Consider the following 19457-nt stretch of genomic DNA (forward strand, 5'->3'; position numbering starts at 1 on the left):
TATTCAAGCGGTTTCCAAGGCGCTCTTTTCGCAAACCGAGGCTTTCCCTGCAGAAATTATTAAATATAATATGCTTTTAGCCGGATTAGTCAATTTATTTGGGCGATGGCAAGCCTGGATTCCAATCCTAATGAGTGCGATTTAAGAAAAACTGCACCCTGGGAGGAGCTAAATTACTGCGTTACCGGGGATGGGATGTGTCCCTCCTGTCCCTAAATATTATTTAGGCGTTTGTTCCTTAGGCTTGTCCTTAGTATTCTCGACGGGTTTGTCCGGCTCCTTCGGCCAGGGATGCATCTTGCGGTATTCGTTAATCGGATCCGTGCTGTCATTTTTATTATTAGCTTTAATTATAATTAACAGCAACCTATTTTCTTTACTGATAGGGTCTGTGAATACTTTACTGAAAGCCTGTTCCTCGCCATTTTTCACAGTACCTTCCCACGAGAATTCTACAATAAAATTCTCTTTGGTGTAAGATAATGCTCCTTTTAGATTTAATGTGATTACGTCGTTAATTATTGATTTAACCTCAGATGTGATTGGGAAGCTAAAGTCTTTGGCCGGAAATTCGTCCTGAATTTCTACAAGGTTTTTTTCCCCAGATATAAAATATAACCGGCCTGTGTTTTTAGCGCTTATATCTGCTGGTTGTTTTTCAAGTTGATAATACAAGTCATACCATGTACATAGTATCCTGACTTGCCCATTTCCTAATGGGTAACTTTCAAGAAATCTATTGCCTAATTTTAACGATACCGGTTTATTTTTTGAACTATTGTTTACGTCTAATTTAGATGCGGAAGATAAATTACAACAAATTGAAATGCTACTAAATAATAAAACCAGACATATAAATATGCTTTTTATCATAAAATTATCCTCTCACATAATATTCTTACTTGTTTCTTCCAAACCGTTTATAATCACTAATTCTACTTGCTACCCTCAGAATTTTGAGGTCCCTCAAAATTCTCTTGAATATTATAAGACATGCTCCCATAAACAGGATATTTCACATCTTCAGGCTTTCCTTTTCTATGACAATTTACAATATAGTCCAAAATTACTTTGATAAGATATCTTCCACCGTAAGATAACGTAATAAAATTTTCATACCCCCCACTTAATAATAGCTTAGGTAAAGATGATGATTTCTCAGCAGGTCCCACCACCGTTCCAGGGATGAATGGCCGAATGGGGGGGCCAACAAAAATCGCTGTCCTCTTCCCTGAATCCTCAGGAAGAGGGGGATCTAATCGCTTATATTCCACTGTTACCTGCGCTTGAACTACTTCACAACCTGGATTACAGGTTACTCCACAGGAATAAGAAATGCTTCCTGGTTTTGTTGTTGCTACATAAATATCTAATTGGGCTGTCCAACATGGGTAAGTCACAAATTTTGATTTGAGATATCCTCCCTCATCTTGCCTTGTTATACTTAAGCGACCTTCCTCATCATCTCTATATCCAGTATAAGGACCTTCATTAATTTCCTCTCTGATTAATCCTAATGAATCCGTATATCTGATAGGATTGTTTGTTACGTAAGTATATAGATTTAATAACTCATCCGGTTTGAATGAATCCCTCTGCAGAAACCTCCCCATGGCCGGCGAGTAATACCTGGCCCGGTAGTAATACAACCCTGACTCCGCATCCCATTCCCGGCCGGTATACATAAAGCGATTTGAGATTGGTGATGTGGTATGCACGACGTCTAAAGCGTCTTTTATCGTTACTTTGCCATAAGCCGTGTAACTGTATTTCTCAACAATTATACCGGTGTTATCCGTAACCGCATAGATGCTCCCCAAGCTGTTCTCGTGGAAGTAATATGTTGCGCTGACTGCCCCATCAGTGTAATCCTTCCTTTGCAATATTTCATCTATCCCGTTGCCAAATACATATTGCCGCAGCAGGACATCCGACCCATCACGCTCCTCTATGCACCGGGCGCCGTCGTAATAGAACTTTGTAATAACCGTGACATTGACCACCGCGCCTTCGGTGCCGGTGCCTTCTGTTAAACCCTGGCCCGCGTCCTGGCTGCCGGTGCCGATGTTATCCACGGCCGTGCCGCTGCCGGTGCCGTCGGCCTGGTTGGTCAGGGCGCGCTGAATGCCCTGTTTCTGGGTGCTGGGCTGTTTGCCGGTCTGTTTGCCGGAGCCTTTGGCAGTGGTTGCGGCCGGGGTCACATTATCCAGGGCCGTCTGGGTGCCCTCGCCCTGGCCTGCTTCAGTCCCCGTGCCGATGCTCTCTGCGGCGTTGGACTGCCCGCCGGTGGCGTAAGTCCGTTTCTCTATCCGGCGTCCCAAGGCATCGTATTTGTATTCGCCCAGGGTGGTGGTCGTTGACTTGAGGGTTACCTTCAAGAGTCGGTTAGCATAATCATATGCATAGGTATTTACGCCGTCGTCAGTGAGATTGCCGTTAGCGTCGTATAAGTGGGTCACGCTGTTTATGGAGTCATACTGGTTCAGGCCGTTTGGCGCATAGCTTACAGTCGTGCCGTTGGTAACAGAGGTCCGGTTGCCCGCGCCGTCCAAGGCAAATGTCTCGGTCAGAGTCCCAGTATAATCTGTGTAATTTGTGGCTGGGGCAAGGTTCGTTACCCCGTATTTGACGCCGGTTAACCTGTATAACGCGTCATATTTATAGGCATCGCCTATGCCGGTCGTCGATTCGTGGGTGCGCTTTTCGTATTTCTTGTTGCCTTCCTTGTCATAGGCGTAGGCGAACCCGGCCTTGAGGACCGACGCCGTAACATTTGTGCCGTGCGAATAACCGGAAACCCGGCCGTTGGCGTCGTAACCGACGGTCAGCTTGATGTTATTACTGATGCCGTAAAGGCGCTCCTTGACCCGGTAGGCGCCGTCATAGTTGTAATCCACAAAGGTGGTACCGGTATCTGGTGAGCCCTCCTTAATCAGGTCTGTCCGGTTCAGGGCATCGGGCACAAAACTAATCTGCCGGGCAACGGTTGGACCCGGATAGGTCAGCGAATCCTTAAATCCGTTATCATCATAATGGCTGGTAACAGTTTTGCCGGTGGTTTCGCCGTTAAACAGCTGGGTCTGGCTCAGCAAATTGCCCATAGAGTCGTAGGCCATGCCAACCTCGCAGATAAGCGTGGAAACAGAAGAAACAGTGGTAAAGTTGCTAGCTGAGGTCATCCGGCCCAAATCGTCATAGGCGTAGGTTTCCTCGTTGGTGGCACCGTCTGGCATAGTGCCGCTGACATAGGTTATGGTCTTACGCTTGAGCCGCAGGTTGTTGTCGTACGAATCGGGCGAGGCCAGGTTCATATTGATGGTATTGCTGTTAAAGTCGGTGATGGAATCCAATACGCCGTAGGAATTATAGACATAGGTTTTGACCTGCCGTGTGGCATTGGTCGCGGCCGGCGGTAGAGTCTCGGTCTTGCGCCGGTTGACCGCATCATAGACGTAATCGGTTACCTTGCTGTTATCATCGGTCATGTTGGTCATCCGACCGTTGCCGTCGTAGCCGTATTGAACCGTGACATAAACGGGAGCATCCCCGCCGGTCTTTTGATACCGCGTCTGAATCAGGCGGTTCATCAGGTCGTAACCCTTAAAAGTGATATTATTCTCGCGGTCGGTAACCTTTTTGAGGTTGTTGCGTGAATCATAGGCGTAACCGGTGAAATTATGCGCCGGGTCTTCTGATTGGATGAGCCGGCCCAGGTTATCGCAGGTATTGAGAGTGACGTAAGAAGTAAAGAGCGCTCCGATATAATCCTTTTCGGTTATCTGGGTCGTATTAGTAGTAGCGTTTTGGGTATATACATATTCGGTAACGGTGCCGATAGTAACATTACTCGAATCCTTTGTGGTCACGCTTAGAACACGGCCCACGCCGTCGTAATCCGTGGCGGTATAGGTAAGGTTAGGCTCGGTCACCCTGATACGGCGTCCTTTTTTGTCGTACCTGTAAGTGGTTACGACATCGGTTTCCGTTCCGCCTATCGCATCAAACTTTTTCACCGTCATTTGCCACATGCGGTTGAGCTCGTCGAAGTCGTAATTGACCTGACTGAGTTTCTGGGTGATGGCATTATAGTGAATAACGCTGGTGACGTTACCGTTGGCGTCGTGGCCGGTAATGGAGTAGTTGTCTTCGCCGTCCGTAGTCTTGACCCGGCGGTCAAAACCGTCGTATCCGTAGGTGGTCCGGCCCTTGGCTCCGGTGATGTCGCTGGCCGGCCCTACCTTTGTCTTGATAAGATTGTTATTGCCGTCGTAGAAGTTGGTGGTAACCAAAGGAATAGTGACATCCGGGAGCTGAGGCAGGTATCCCTCGGTCACGCTATAGACGCGGTTGAGCGCATCGTATTCGGTGTGGTGTTTGTTGCCTACGGGCTGGGTAACGTCGGTGACGTTGTCGTTGTCGTCGCGGCCATATTGCGTGGTTGCACGGGTTACCACGCCGGCGGTATTCACCGACATATCCTCGTACTTGTATTCCATGTTATCCAGGATGTCATAAGCATAGGTCGTCTTTATCCATGCCGGGGCGCCGTCTGTGCCTGCTTCATCCTTGTTCTTGGTCCAGACTTCCCAGAGATTGTCGTTGGCATCGTAGAAGAACTTGGTCACATACCCGGTGCCGCCGGAGACCGGAGCAGGCGTGGTCGACTGGAAAACCTGGTTGAATGGGTTTACCAGGTATGCCGTGCTCTGATTGCGATGGTCGGTTATGCCGTTGATATTGCCGACCCGGTCATAGACATAGGTGGTGGTATAATTCAGATAGGTTGCCCCGGTCCCGACATCACGGGTAACGGTTTTGAGATATCCGTAACATTCCGGATGCAACGAGTCATTCGAAGCATAGTAATCGTATGCGGTAATGATGCCGGCCTGGTCCTGCGCCCAGGTAAGCTGGCCATTGGCATTATAGCGGAATAGCTGGTAAATATCCGTCTGGAGCACGGGCTGGGTTACATTGGGATATGCTATCTTAATCACATTACCGTTTTGTTGCTTGCTTTCACCGTAAAGCCCATCGCCATTCAAATCAGCCGCATCTTCTTCATAATCATAGATATAAGTAGTTACCCAAGCTGGGTTTCTGGCGTCGGTCGAGATCTTGACCTGGTTATAGCGCGGTTCGTAGGTAAAATAAGTATTAATTGGTGTAGACAGCAGGTTATAAAGTGTCTGGCGATCAGTATCCGGCGCTTGGACAGTTAAGAATATATTCCCCCGGTCCCTGGGGTCGATAGCCGTATCATCAATATTATATGATACGCTATTGCCTTCTTGTAAACTGGTGTAAGTGCGCTCGGTACCCTGGTTGTGGTTATATACAGTCGTTGATAATGTCGCGCCGGCAGCGTTCTTTTTTATCTCGCTGTTAACCGTGCCGTCGCCCCTCAAGACATATACGGTTTTATTGCCGTTTCTATCCGTTACGGTCACCTGTCCGGCAACGGTGGTATAATCAAACTCAAACGTCTGGGTGGAATCGCCGTATTGCTGGCTGGTTACCCGGCCCAAGGTATATACATTAGTTATATATTTAGTGGTAGTTAAATTACGCTTGGGGTCAATAACGCCGGTGATGTAGTGTTTACTATCTGAACTGTATTCATAAGTGGTAATTTTGCCGCTGGGATATCCAGTCTTGCCATAATCGGTCGGCGGAGTCCATACAGGCGACGTAACTGAAGTAAGTTCCCCGCTCGCATTATATGTAAAGTCTATCTTCCGGTTATTGGCCGGAGTCGCGCCACCGTAGAAATCGGTAAAATAATCTATCCGGTTATTGGCATCCCAAGTAAAAGCAATGGTTCTGAGCAGGGTATCCTGAATATTCAAAAGAACATTCGACGGCGTGCCAATCGGTTGGATATTAGAATTAGGCCCATAATTTAATGTCATCTGGTTATTGTTGCGGTCTTCGATAGAGGTCAGATTATATAGCTGATTGGTCTCGCTCCAGGTAAAAGTCATCACCTCGCCGGAACGATCTGTCAGGGTAAACTGCTGCGGGGTTGCGCCAGCCACAGGCAAAAGTTCCTTGTAAAGACCGGCCGGCGGCTCATACCGGGTACCGGTCCAGATGAACAACTCCCTGCGCCCGGCGCCGTCGTGGAACATCAGTCCAAACAACCCGGTGGCCGCTTCGGTATAGTTTTCCAGTCGGGCGTTGTAATTGAAATCCCATTTCCAGCCCAATGGGCCGTTGTAATCCGACTGGCTTCGATAAGTCCGGACAAAGCTGAAAGGAAATCCCCGGCCCGGGATGGTCAGGTCGGTTGACTGCTGGTAGAATTCGCCGGTGCTGATAAAAACGGGGTCGCCGTCTGTTATTATACCCTTAGCTGGCGGCTGTTTGTTGGCATCCGTTTTCACGGTAACCTCGGTCTGGGCCGTAGCATTTGTAGTAGTGCCGGTGCGTCGGACAGAAGCGGTTATGGCAACGTTTGTACCGGCGACCGGCGTAGCCCAGGCAGCTATCGTGCCATAGTTATTAATAATCAAATCAGCCCGCCACATGCCGCCGGTAAGCCTGGTCAGCACCACCCTTGGGTTTGTATTTATATCGGTTGTATACGTAACTCCATCGACCACAAAGGAAAATGTGTTTTCATCCAATCCCTCATCCGGGAATATAGCCGTAACATGAAGGGCGTGCTTTTCGCTCAGGACTTTAAGAGTAGTGCCCGGCGCCGGGTCGGTTATGGTAACCTGCGGTTCCGTATATTTGAAGGTCACCGGGATGGTGCCCCAGCCGTGGCCGCCATTACCGGTCAGCGCGCCGTTGTAATAAAGCGCCCGCTGGGAAATCGTAACGCTGGTATCATGCAAACCACCGGTAACGGTTATTATAAATGCCGGCTCCGTCGTGAACGGCGGCCTGGGCGGGTTAAATGCCCACATCGAATAGATGGCCTTGCCGGTGACCGGGTCATAGGGGGTGGTAAGCTTCATCGGAAACGTTTCGCGATCAACGGCAATGCTTATCTCGTCGGCCGACGTAACCGTCAGTTCCACTTCAAGTATCAGGAAACCACCCACGTATTGATTGGTGGTCGAATCCCAGTTAAAATGGGCGTTGATTGGATACGACTGACCGGCCTGGACGTTAAAGGTTTGGAGTGTATCCAGTGTCAGGTCGATATTAGTGCCCGGAAACTGGTCATAGGCGAATATGTTGGGAACGAATAATGCCTGCATAAGCAAGACCGAGAATACTAATGTAAGCAATTTTCCCGTAATTTTACCGCGGGTGTCCCTCAAATTACCCTTTCTTGTTTCCATAATAACCCCTTTCTCCGACTCCGACTGGAGCGGGACTTGATATATTATTTATAATTACGACACTGCCCTTATTATTAATGTAAGAACAAGTGCTATTAATCGATAGCTGCATATTTTAGGAGCAAGCATATCACCGAATAAGTTTATGTCAAGAATTTACATTATATTTGATGGGATTTATTTTGCTTTAACCAAGGCGGGGTGATGGATACAAACCAATGTATAAACTAACGCCTTATTAATTAGCCGCCGGTGGCGCAGGCGCGTCGGTTTTCTTGTCCGAATACTGCTTCATGGCGCGGGCGAACTTGCCGGCGGTCTCGGACAACCCCACGGCCAGGCGGCGCATCGGCGAATTGAGCAGGCCGGCTATCATTGTCAGGATTACTTCGCGCGACGGCATGGCAGCCAGAGCCTTGAGCTCACCGATAGAAACCGGACGGCCTTCGATGTAACCGCCCTTTATCTCCAGCATCTTATGCTTATCACGCCAGGTTATCAGCCGTTTGGCGAAGTTGACTACGTCGTAATGCGGGACTCCGGGATAAATGATGGCGGCCGGGCCTTCGACCATCGATTCGACCTTCTTAAGCGCGTTACTGCCTGCGGCCTCGCCGATATGCTTGACCATGGTGTTCTTGACCACGTTCATCAGAATGCCTGTTTCCCTGAGGTAGCTCCTCAGTTCCGAGGCCTGGTTGGATTTAATCCCCCGGTAATTGACGACTATGCAGTTATCCATTTCCCTGTAGCGGCTGGATAATTCCTTGACTACCAGTTGTTTAATTTTCTTTGACATATGGATTCCTTATGTCCCGCTTTAATGCGGGATAATGCGGCAGATAACGTCCTGCCGCGCCTTACGCCACGGCATTACTAACTGCCGCTAAGCGCCTTTGGCGGCCTTACCGGACGCTTCAGCGCGCACGAATAATTTCAATCCCGGCCCCATGGTCGATGTTAACGTAAGATTGCGGATAAACTCGCCCTTGGCCGATGACGGCTTCAGGCTCTTGAGGTGTTCCAGGAACGCCGTGATATTCTGCTGGATTGCCTCGGGCTTGAACGAAAGCTTGCCCACCACGCAATGGACATTGCCGTAGGCGTCATTGCGGTATTCTATCTTGCCGGCCTTGAATTCCTTGACGGCAAAACTTATCTCTTCGGTGACCGTCCCGGTCTTGGGCGAAGGCATCTTGCCCTGCGGACCGAGAACTTTACCCAGCTTGCCGACCACCCTCATCATTGACGGATGGGCGATGGCGATATCGAAATCAGACCAACCGCCCTCTATTTTCTTGACCAGTTCTTCCACGCCGACCTCATCCGCTCCGGCGTCACGCGCCTGCTTGGCTTCTTCGCCGGCGGCGAAGACTATCACTTTACGCGACTTGCCGATGCCGTGCGGCAGGGAAATCGAACCGCGCACCAGCTGGTCGCCCTTCTTGGTGTCGATTCCCAGACGGACCGCTAACTGGACGCTCTGGTCGAACTTGGTGGGTACCTGGCTCTTGAGGATGCCAATAGCTTCGGCCAGTTCAAATCCTTTGCCCTGGTTTTCCGGAGTCGTCTTGGTTTTGACCATCTCGGCTATCTTCTTCAGGCGTTTGCTTAGTTTCTTCATTCTATAACGATGCCCATATTGCGGGCCGTACCTTCTATCATTTTGACAGCTTTATCCATATTAGTTGTATTTAAATCTTTAAGCTTGATTTTGGCTATTTCCTTGACCTGGTCCTTGGTGACCTTGCCGACCTTGACCTTGTTGGGCTCGCCCGAAGCCTGGACGATACCGGCATATTTCTTAAGAAGCACCGAAGCCGGCGGGGTCTTAAGAATGAACTCAAAACTGCGGTCCTTGTAAACAGTGACGATAACCGGCGTAATCATGCCCTGTGCGCTCTTGGTCTGCGAGTTGAACCGGGATACGAATTCGCCGATATTAACGCCATGCTGGCCCAGAGCCGGACCGACCGGGGGCGCCGGGGTGGCTGAGCCGCCTGGTATCTGCAGCTTTATCTTCGCCATTATTTCTTTGGCCATATATCACCTTTTGTTCGAACAATGCCACTAACAATCGAACTATACACTGGCTTTTTTATGGCGCCCTTGGCGCCAGAATTATTGCCAGGTATAGTCGGTTGTAACGCTCCATCGTCGCTAACAACCGAACTATAAAATCAAAGACCGGCAGTATATTAAAAATGTAAACCCTGTCAAGTATTTCTTGACTATTAACGCAAAAATTATAATTACAGGGATTATGTCACCGTTAACCGAAGAAAATAAGCAGAAAATACTCGACCATCTTAAGTCGGCCGTGGACCAGGCGCACTTTGAGCGCTGGCTTAAAGGCATCGAGTTCATCGACGCCGGAAACAACGCCATCGATGTCCCCCTGCCCAACGTTTATTACCGCCAGCTCTACGAGAAGAACTACCAACCGCACATCGAGAAAGCCATCCGCGAAACTATGGGCAATGACTACAAACTGACCTTTTCGGTCAAGTCGGAATCCAAGATGCAGCTCGGCCAGGGCGTGCTGCCGCTCTGGGGGAATGACGCCCCGCCCGCCGGGAATGCCCCGTCTGAGCCGCCCAAGAAACCCGGGCTCCAGTTTACCGCAAGCAACAATAACAGCCTGACCTTGAATAATAAATATACATTTGATAAGTTCATCGTCGGCCCCTGCAACCGGATGGCCCACGTGGCATCGCTGGCTGTGGCCGAGAACCCGGGCAAATCATACAATCCGCTTTTTATCCACGGCTCGGTCGGCCTGGGCAAGACGCATTTATTGCAGGCCATCTGCCAGACCGTTATGGGCCGGTCGCCCAACACCACGATTATCTACCGTTCCTGCGAAGGATTCGTCAATGATTACATCGCCGGAATCAAGAGCGGCAAGCTCGAAGGCTTCCGCGACCGGTACCGTTCGGTGGATATCCTGGTCATCGACGACATCCATTTCCTGGGCATGGGCGAAAAGCACGCCAGCCAGGAGGAGTTCTTCCATACATTCAACGCCCTGCATAACGCCCAGAAGCAGATAATCCTGTCCAGCGACTCCCAGCCCAAGGACATCCCCACCCTGGAAGAACGGCTGGTATCGCGCTTCAAGTGGGGAATGGTGGTCCGGCTGGACCCGCCTACTTACGAAACCAAGGCCGCTATCCTTACCAGCAAAGCCGAAACAAACCAGGTGGCCATACCGGAAGATGTCATCTCGTTCCTGGCCACCAACATCAATACCAATATCCGCGACCTGGAAGGCGTCATTCATCATATCAAACTTCTGGCCGACACCAACAAGAGCAAAATAGATATGGACCTGGCCAAGAAGGCGTTCGCCGACGTAATCGGCATCGACGTCCATCAGGTGACCATATCCGATATCCAGAAAATCATCAGCACTCATTTTAACGTGACCGTCGTCGATCTCCAGAGCAAGAAGCGTACCCGGCCCATCGCCACGGCCCGGCAGGTGGGCGTCTACCTGGCCAAGACATTCAACCCACAGTATTCGCTCGAGGAAATAGGCGATGCCTTCGGCGGACGCGACCACTCGACTGTTCTCCACAGCATCGAAATAATAAAACAGCGCATCTATAAAGATAAACAGTTCAAGGCTACCATTGAACTTCTGATTGCCGACCTTAAACGGGCGCATTAGAATATGTATAAATCATCCAGACCCTACACCCGCTGGTGGTGGTTCTCCAACGAGATCAAGGAATCTGCCATAAAATACCAGCTGGACTGGCTCAAACGCAATCACTTCGGCGGCGTGGAAATAGCCTGGGTCTATCCCCTTAAGAACCAACCAACCGGACCAAAATGGCTCAGCCCGGAATGGTCCAAGCTGGTCGCCTTCACCAAACGATACGCCGACCGCATCGGGCTGGGCTGCGACTTCACCCTCGGCTCGCTCTGGCCATTCGGCGGCTCCATCGTCAAGAAGCGCGACGCCTCAATGGATTTCAAAGGGCTCTCACCCCAGCGGCTGGCCAACTCCTGGGAAAGCGCCCATATAAAAAAGCCGCTTTACGTCCTGAACCACCTTGACCGCAACGCCTTTGCCCGCTATGCCGACAAGATCGGCAAGGCGCTAAAACCGGCGCTCAAAGGCCAAACCTCCGCCCTGTTCTGCGATTCGCTGGAGATTACCACCGGCCAGCTCTGGACCAATGGATTCGGGGACAAGTTCCACCAGCGCTTCGGCTACCGGCTGGAGCCGTATATGCCCAAGATAGACCGGTTCCCGGATGTCCGTTACGACTACCGGCAGCTGCTGTCGGATTATATGCTCAACGAGTTCTATCGGCCGTTCACCGAAGCCTGCCACCGGCTGGGCGCCCTGTCCCGGGTGCAGTGCCACGGCGCGCCGACCGACCTGCTCAGGGCTTATGCGTCCGTGGATATCCCGGAATCAGAAGCCGTACTCTTTGACCCGGACTTCTCCATCATCCCGGCTTCGGCCGCGGCCCTGGCCGGCCGTCAGACCGTCACGGCCGAGACCTTCACCTGCATCTACGGCTGGAAACCACGGCCCAACCAGCCGCCATATATCAAGCGGGAACAAACAGCCGACCTAAAACTGCTGGCCGATGCCGTATTGGCCAACGGCGTCAACCATATCTTCTGGCACGGCATGCCCTTTAGTGCGGCTGTTGAGGATTGCCGATTACAGCCGACTATACCCGGCAGTCCATCGGCTGTTAACGACAAAGGAGTGTTACAGCCGAGGATACCCAGCAGTAATTCTGGCGCCGAAGGCGCCATCAAACTGCTGGAGTATAATTCGCTTCCGCTCAAACTGCCGGAGTGCAATCCCAGGGACAGGCATAACGAGTTTTACGCCACGGTGCACGTCGGCCCGGACGGCGCGCTGGCCCGTGAAACCCCGGCCTTCAACCGCTATATAGACAGAGTCAGCAATTATATGCAAAAAGGCCGGACATATTCTGATGTGGCCGCCTATATCCCTTATGAAAATATGCTCATGCTCAACCGCCTGCCCAAGAAGATGCTCAAGCCCAGCGGATTCTTCCACTGGGAGATGCACTATGTCAAGCCGCCCAAGGAACTCAAGGGCTACGCTCCGCTCTGGGTATCCGCCCCGTTCCTGAAAGACGCCTATTACGCCAAGGGCAAACTACACTGCGGTAATACCGTGTTCTCATCGCTATACATAGACTCCAAGTATATCGACCGGACGGCGCTGATAGACATCTTCCGGCTGGCCCGGGCCGAACTGCCGGTCTGCCTCAAGCAGAAACCACGGGAACCGGGCCGGACCAAGACCGTTACATATAAGCAAGTGCTCAAGGCGTTGACTGCCCTGCCCAACGTCTCTTCTGACTTCAAGAAGATAGCAATCAATCCACCGCTGGTGCAAGGCAAGGGCCTGCCTGACTATTGGTGCCGCGTGGCCGGACAGGATTATTATATATTCTTCGCCAATCCCAAGGCGCAGAACCTGACCTACCCGATGAAATACGGCCAGTCGCTCATCACCAAAACCGCAACTAAACCCGTGCGCATCTGCCATGGAGGCAAGTTTAAAAATATAACCCTGAAATTCGAGCCGTACCAATCCATATTACTAAAGGTCTCACCCGGGCCAAAAGTAAATCAAATAGACATCAGGTTTGTGCCAAAAACCCCGGTTCGGAAATAATAGCCACGGAGCCGCAGAGATCACAGAGGCCGTAACAAAATGATTAAATCTCTGCGCACTCTGCGCCTCTGTGGCAAAATGAAATATGAATTACCTCGCCTTTGACCTGGGCGCTGAGAGCGGCCGGCTCATCCTGGGTATCCTTAATAACAGCAAATTAACCATCAAAGAACTACACCGCTTCCCCAACCGGATGCGAAAGATGCAGGGACATCTGCGCTGGGATATCGATTACCTTTACCGGGAAATCATCAAAGGCCTGAAAATATATTCCAGAGCATATAAAACAAAACCCCAAAGCATCGGCATAGACACCTGGGGCGTGGATTTCGGACTGCTGGATAAAAAAGGACGGCTCATAGAAAACCCCTGTACCTACCGCGACGCCCGGACCGAAGGAATGATGGAACGATTCTTTAAATCATTTCCCAGTCAGCGGCTCTATCAACTCACCGGAATCCAGTTCCTGCCTTTCAATACCATATTCCAGTTGTACGCCATGTCCCGGCGCAACTCACCGACACTAAAGAAAGCGAAAGACCTGCTCTTCATCCCGGATATCCTGAATTATTACCTGACCGGCGCCAAGGCCACCGAGTTCACCTTCGCCACCACCTCGCAATTATACAATCCCGGTAAAGAAACCTGGGAGCCTCATATATTCAAGGCCATCAAAATACCCATAGGCCTGATGCAACCAATCACCCGTCCCGGCGCCGTCATCGGCCGCCTGAAAGATACAATATCAAAACAAGCCAAGCTGGGCAATATGCCGGTGGTGGCCGTGGGCAGCCACGACACTGCCTCGGCTGTGGCGGCCGTGCCGGCCCAGGGTAACGGCTGGGCCTATATCAGCTCCGGCACCTGGTCGCTCATGGGCATAGAGACCAAGTCTCCGGTCATCAACCGCAAATCGCTGGCCATGAACTTCACCAACGAGGGCGGCGTCGGCAACACCTACCGATTCCTGAAAAACATAACCGGCCTGTGGCTCCTGCAGCAGTGCCGCAGATGCTGGCCCAGCCAGAATGATTACGATAACCTGTTAAGGCTGGCCGGCAAAGCGCCGGCATTCCGGAGCGTAATAGACCCGGACGACCCCGAGTTCCTTAATCCGCCGAATATGGCCGCGGCCATTACTGCATATTGCCTCCGGACCGGACAACCGGCGCCCGGCTCCCCGGCCCAATTCACCCGGTGCATCCTGGAAAGCCTGGCCCTGAAATACCGTTATGTGCTGGAGCAATTGAATCAGTTCTCCAGACAGCCTATTCAAAGGATTCACATCATCGGCGGCGGCGCCCGGAACAAGATGCTCTGCCAATTCACGGCCGATGCCACCGGACTGCCCGTCATGGCCGGGCCGATCGAGGCCACCGCCATCGGCAATATCATGGTCCAATCCCTTGCGGATGGGACAGTCAAATCTCTATCTAATATCAGGCGGATTATCAGGCAGTCATTCAAGCTTAAACGGTACGAACCCAAAGATACAAAAAAGTGGCATAAACCTTATGAAAAATTAATATATCTTATAAATGAATAATATCAATCTCGCTTATAAACTGGCCAAGTCCAGATACGCTGAATACGGGGTCAATACCGAACAGGCGCTCAAGATGCTGTCCGCCATCCCGCTCTCCATCCACTGCTGGCAGGGAGACGATGTCACCGGGTTTGAACAGTCAGCAACCGCCCTGTCCGGCGGCATCCAGGTCACCGGTAATCACCCCGGCAAGGCGCGCAATGTTACAGAGCTTCGGGCTGACCTGCATAAGGTCTACGCACTGCTACCAGGTAAGCACCGCCTGAACCTGCACGCCATCTACGGCGAGTTCGGGAATAGCACCGTGGACCGCGACCAGATCACGCCGGCGCACTTCAAGGGCTGGGTGGACTGGGCCAGGGCCGAAGGCGTCAAGCTGGACTTCAACGCCACGCTGTTCTCGCATCCCAAGGCATCAACCGGTCTGACCCTGAGCAGTCCGGACAAATCCACCCGCGAGTTCTGGATAGCCCACGTCCGGCAATGCCGCCGGATTGCGGCCTATATGGGCCAGGCGCTAAAGAGTCCGTGCATCCATAACCTCTGGATACCGGACGGCGCCAAGGACAGCCCGGCTGACCGGCTGGCGCCGCGCCGACGGCTCAAGGAATCGCTTGATAAAATATACCGGGATAAGTATCCAGCCAGCCAGATTAAAGACGCGCTGGAAAGCAAACTCTTCGGCATCGGCTCGGAATCCTACGTGGTCGGCTCGCACGAGTTCTACCTGGGCTATTGCCTCAGGAACGATAAAATCCCCTGCCTGGACCTGGGACATTTCCATCCGACCGAATCCGTAGCCGACAAAATCCCGGCACTGCTGTTGTTCTCCAAGGAACTGCTCCTGCACATCAGCCGGAGCGTGCGCTGGGACTCGGACCACGTGCCGGTGCTGGATGACCAGCTCAGGGCCGTGGCCGAAGAAATAGTCCGGAGCAAACGGATAAAAGATATCCATATCGCGCTGGACTTCTTTGACGCATCCATCAACCGCATCGGCGCCTGGGCGCTCGGCGCCCGGACGGTTTTGAAAGGATTGCTGCTGGCTCTGCTCCAGCCAAAATTATCCGATGACGGCTTCAGCCGCCTGGCACTGTCGGAAGAATCACGGATGCTACCGGCCGGGCCGATCTGGGATTATTATTGCCTGAAGACGGGCGTGCCCACTGATGGCGAGCTTATCAAAGAGATAAAGGCCTACGAAAAGCGGGTCTTGGCGCAAAGAATATAAGCCACACCTGCCCGCTAATTGGCAGGCGGGAATAAACGTAAAATCTGTAACCACGAATAGACACTAATGAACACGAATAAATTAGTGTGTATTCGTGTTAATTCGTGGCTTATTTCTTGAACTCAAACTTATCCCTGTTGGCCGTCCACCACTCCTTCAACCCGGCCTTGTCCTGTTCGGTCAGTTCCTTGAGGATAGCGGTGATTTCCTCCACGATGCTCAGGTTCTGCATACCCATTAAATCTATCAAAGCATCTACGCCTGATTTATCCTTGAAGCCAAGCGCCAAAGCCCGAGCCGCGTAGTAGCGGGTGAAATCGCTTTCATACGCACCGTTCACCGGCTCAAGCGCTTTCTTTATGTAAGGTACGGCCTCAGGGAATCCCAGCCGGCCCATAACAGACACTATCTGAGCCCGGACAGGATGGGCCTTTTCGGTGTTAAAGAGGTTGATAAGGATATCCAGCGTTTTCCTGTCCTTGATATACCCCAGAGCCATCACGGCCCGGCGCCGGACCGTCCAGTCCTTGTCCTGCAGGCATTTATCTATTACCGGCAAAAGACTGACATCGCCGGTCTTCACTAAGACCAGGGCCGCTATGCCCCGCACCTCAGGCGATTCATCCTCGAGCGCCCGTTCGGTTAACGCATCTATTATCTCTTCGTCTGGCTTGGACTGGCTGTTAATGGTCCTGAAGAAATAGGTAACGCCTAACAGGCTGATATCTTTCTTACTGGATAAAAGTAGTCCGGATAATTCAGGGTTATCGCCTTTTTTAACCAACTTCTTCAGGCGCATTGTTTCTATAATATCAATCAAGTCTCTTTGCGTGAATGGATTCCATGAGCCGGAAAGTGACGCCACAATATCAACTGCTTTATCGCCGGCATTAACTATATCATCAAATACACCAAAGCGTTCAAAGGTGCTAAGTAATTCCGCATCATCCATTACTTTGTCATAACCTTCCACCATAACTCGTATATAATTCAATACGAGCAACCCCATAGGCGACCATCCAGCCTCATTCATCTTCACCGGCACGGCCGGCCAATCACGCGCCATCCCCCACTCGCCCTGTTGCCAAGATTTATTATCGCCCCAAGCTAACTCCCCACCTAACGGACGGTTGGCGTCGTATACGTCCCTGCCACCCATATCCAGGAAGAAGGCGCTGGACTGGGTGTTCTCGGAGTACGGATAGCGAGCCCGGCCGTAGACACCGACTTCGTACCTGTCGTCGCCCAGGCAGTCCACGAATACCCCGCAACCGCGCGGCTTGCCGGCATAGCCCACGCCCTCGGGGCTGTTGTACCTGTCATTGCCCCGGATATCCAGAAACACGCCGGCCGACCTGTCGAGCGAGCCGCCGGTACTGTGGTTGGTGGCGGTATAGACATCGTTGTCGGCCCGGTCTATCATGCAGGCCGCGCCCAGATGGCAGGCCGAGCCCTGGACATAATCCGTGCCGGAATAATAATCGTTGCCGTTGCTGTCCACGCACATGCCTAAGGAGAAGAGATAACTGCCGCCCTGGGCAAATGCCTGGGCGCTGTAGCGGTCATCGCCCGATGCATCGCTTAATAAGGCAATCCCGCCGTAGAGGGTGAACCTGCCCGGCGTGGGCCAGGGCCTCATTCCGATGGCTGCGCCCTGGACCACCGCGGCATCGGTCTGTCCATAGAACGGATACTTACCGCCGCCCTGATAGGTGTCGTTGCCTGATGCCTCGGCCAGAATGGCCACGCCCATGGTGGCCGCGCCGGCCTGGCCGAACATGCTGCAGGTGTAGGAATCGTTGCCGGCCCGCTCGCTCAGGATGCTGTAGCCGAATATAGCCGAGGACTGCCCGCCCAGGTCGGCCGTGTAGGTATCGTCTCCGACCCCGTCGTAGAGGAACCCGAACCCGCCCAAAGCCGAGGCCTGGCAGAAGTCGCGTCCGATGTAGGTATCGTTACCCTGCAGGTCCATCAGCGCGCCGACGCCCAGATAGCCGCAGCCCTGGCAAAAATCCTGCCCCCGGTAGATGTCGTTGCCGCTGACGTCTATGACAATGGCCGCATTGATTTTACCGGGCCTGGTGCCGCCGGCATTGTTAAGATATGTATCATCCCCGCCCAGGTCGATGATAATGGCCGCATCCTCGGTGTAGGTGTTATTACCGGTATTGCCGACGATGATGCGGCCGATGGATGTTTCCTTGTCAAGGAGAATGTCCGGTCGGCCTTTTAATGGCTCCAGTTTTATCACGCTCGATATCTCTTCCGGGTCATCCATTAATTCGGTGATAAGGTGCACAGCATGTAATAATTCCGACCAGTCTATATTGCGCATGAGATGTATCAATTCAACATTGCTGTCAGTGCTTTCGACCGTAAAGGCGCTGAATTCGGTCTTGCCGTCTTTCTCCGCCAGGAAATACTGCCGCAGCAATTTAGCCGCCCGGGCCTTTTCGTCATCAGTCAGCTTCTTAAAGGCACTGTCGCACATAGTTTTAGCGTTAAAGACAGCAACCATCGTCCCGCCCAATAAACCGCTTATGCCTGCAAGACCGCTGTCCTTGTTCATATCCTCATATATCTGGGCCGCTTCAGGCGGCAGACCGGCCTCTTTGATGTGGCAGTTATCGTATTCGCGTAGAGATTGATTAGCCATCTCGTCCGCGGTGTAGAACAATTCCTGAAAACCTTCCGAACCCTTACGGCACTGTCCGTCAAAATACATGGCTATCTCAGGCATCAGGAGAGGATTGGCCAGGGCGGTATCTATGAGCGGCATCCGGCCCAGGGTGCTGTATTCGGACTCGAACCATTTGGGCTGTTCGATATCGTTCTCGGTCCGGTTGGTGTCCTTGAGCATCCGGCCTATCTCGGCTTTGGCCGTGCCCCACCATTGCAGGTCAGAGGTGTGGCTAGATGTTAGTGGCAAGGTGTCAGTGTTAGTCTGCTGAATATTCGGCTTGGTATCTGAACAGGCAGACAGAAAAAGCGCAAGGACTGCGAATAACGTAAAAATATATTTCATATTACAAATTTCAGATTTCAGATTATTAATCTGCAATGTGTAATTTGAAATCTGTAATTATTTAATCAGGTTCACGAAGTTCTGATATATCTGCTCACCGTGTTCGGTGTCGTTGACCTCGGCGTGGAACTGGATGCCGTAATGCGGTTTGGTCTTGTGCTTGATTGCCTGTATCTTACAGTCCTTGGAACCGGCCAGGGTAATGAACTCCCCGGCCTCCTTGACCTCGTCGTTATGAGATTGCCAGACCTGGAATTCGGACGGCAGTCCCTTGAACAGGTCGTCCGGCTCTATGACCTTTATATTGCACAGCCCGAATTCCGGTATCTCGGACGGCCCGGCCTTACCGCCGTAGTAGACGGCCATAAGCTGGTGCCCGACGCAGACGCCCAGTATCGGGCCGGAGAACTGAGCCAGGTAATCGGTGCAGCTGCCTAATTTCAGGTTTTCCCAGGCGATCCTGGGCGCGCCGCCGCTCAAGACCAGGCCCGATGCGTCTATCTGGTCCAGCGGCGTAGTATTGGGGATAATCTTGGACTCGCAGTCCAGCTCCCGGAGCACACGCCAGATGCGGTGCGTCCACTGCCCGCCGTTGTCAATCACGTAAACGCGTTTCATAAAATTAATTACAAATTCCAAATTACATATTTCAAATTAATCTGAAATCTGTAATCTAAAAT

At 51.9% G+C, this 19457-nt stretch carries 11 protein-coding genes; 4 read left to right on the forward strand and 7 right to left on the reverse strand.

Annotated elements, in window-relative coordinates:
- Positions 1-219: 219 nt before the first annotated feature.
- The 5 genes from WC980_07340 to rplK form a co-directional block, all read right to left on the reverse strand.
- On the reverse strand, positions 220-873 hold the full coding sequence (locus tag WC980_07340) for a hypothetical protein (protein ID MFA5794863.1): 654 nt from the start codon (positions 871-873) through the stop codon (positions 220-222).
- A gap of 62 nt (positions 874-935) precedes the next feature.
- Entirely contained in the window at positions 936-7295 is a 6360-nt protein-coding gene (locus tag WC980_07345; GenBank protein MFA5794864.1) for an RHS repeat-associated core domain-containing protein, read from the reverse strand.
- A gap of 238 nt (positions 7296-7533) precedes the next feature.
- Positions 7534-8094: a 50S ribosomal protein L10 gene (gene rplJ / locus WC980_07350; GenBank protein ID MFA5794865.1), complete on the reverse strand. Its 561-nt coding sequence runs from the start codon at positions 8092-8094 to the stop codon at positions 7534-7536.
- 87 nt (positions 8095-8181) lie between these two features.
- On the reverse strand, positions 8182-8919 hold the full coding sequence (gene rplA / locus WC980_07355) for a 50S ribosomal protein L1 (GenBank protein ID MFA5794866.1): 738 nt from the start codon (positions 8917-8919) through the stop codon (positions 8182-8184).
- A complete protein-coding gene (gene rplK, locus WC980_07360) occupies positions 8916-9338 on the reverse strand; it encodes a 50S ribosomal protein L11 (protein MFA5794867.1) in 423 nt (140 codons plus the stop codon). Before rplK ends, rplA begins: the two co-directional genes overlap by 4 nt.
- Positions 9339-9558: 220 nt before the next feature.
- Here rplK and dnaA point away from each other — a divergent pair, with 220 nt between their 5' ends.
- The 4 genes from dnaA to WC980_07380 all read left to right on the forward strand — a co-directional run bounded on the left by dnaA (position 9559) and on the right by WC980_07380 (position 15752).
- The gene (dnaA, locus tag WC980_07365; GenBank protein MFA5794868.1) at positions 9559-10968 is read left to right on the forward strand and encodes a chromosomal replication initiator protein DnaA; all 1410 of its coding nucleotides are present in this window, start codon (positions 9559-9561) and stop codon (positions 10966-10968) included.
- 3 nt (positions 10969-10971) lie between these two features.
- Positions 10972-12975: a glycosyl hydrolase gene (locus WC980_07370; GenBank protein ID MFA5794869.1), complete on the forward strand. Its 2004-nt coding sequence runs from the start codon at positions 10972-10974 to the stop codon at positions 12973-12975.
- Positions 12976-13060: 85 nt separating this feature from the next.
- A complete protein-coding gene (gene rhaB, locus WC980_07375; GenBank protein MFA5794870.1) occupies positions 13061-14521 on the forward strand; it encodes a rhamnulokinase in 1461 nt (486 codons plus the stop codon).
- On the forward strand, positions 14514-15752 hold the full coding sequence (locus tag WC980_07380; GenBank protein MFA5794871.1) for an L-rhamnose isomerase: 1239 nt from the start codon (positions 14514-14516) through the stop codon (positions 15750-15752). Before rhaB ends, WC980_07380 begins: the two co-directional genes overlap by 8 nt.
- A 109-nt stretch (positions 15753-15861) precedes the next feature.
- Here the strand turns inward: WC980_07380 and WC980_07385 are convergent, their stop codons facing one another.
- Complete coding sequence (locus WC980_07385) at positions 15862-18777, reverse strand: HEAT repeat domain-containing protein (GenBank protein ID MFA5794872.1); 2916 nt, start codon at positions 18775-18777, stop codon at positions 15862-15864.
- 57 nt (positions 18778-18834) lie between these two features.
- Positions 18835-19395 (reverse strand): GMP synthase subunit A, encoded by a 561-nt coding sequence (locus tag WC980_07390; protein ID MFA5794873.1) that lies wholly within the window; start codon positions 19393-19395, stop codon positions 18835-18837.
- Positions 19396-19457: the final 62 nt, after the last annotated feature.

The organism is Candidatus Brocadiia bacterium (genome assembly GCA_041658285.1).
Classification (GTDB): Bacteria; Planctomycetota; MHYJ01; order JACQXL01; family JACQXL01; genus JBBAAP01.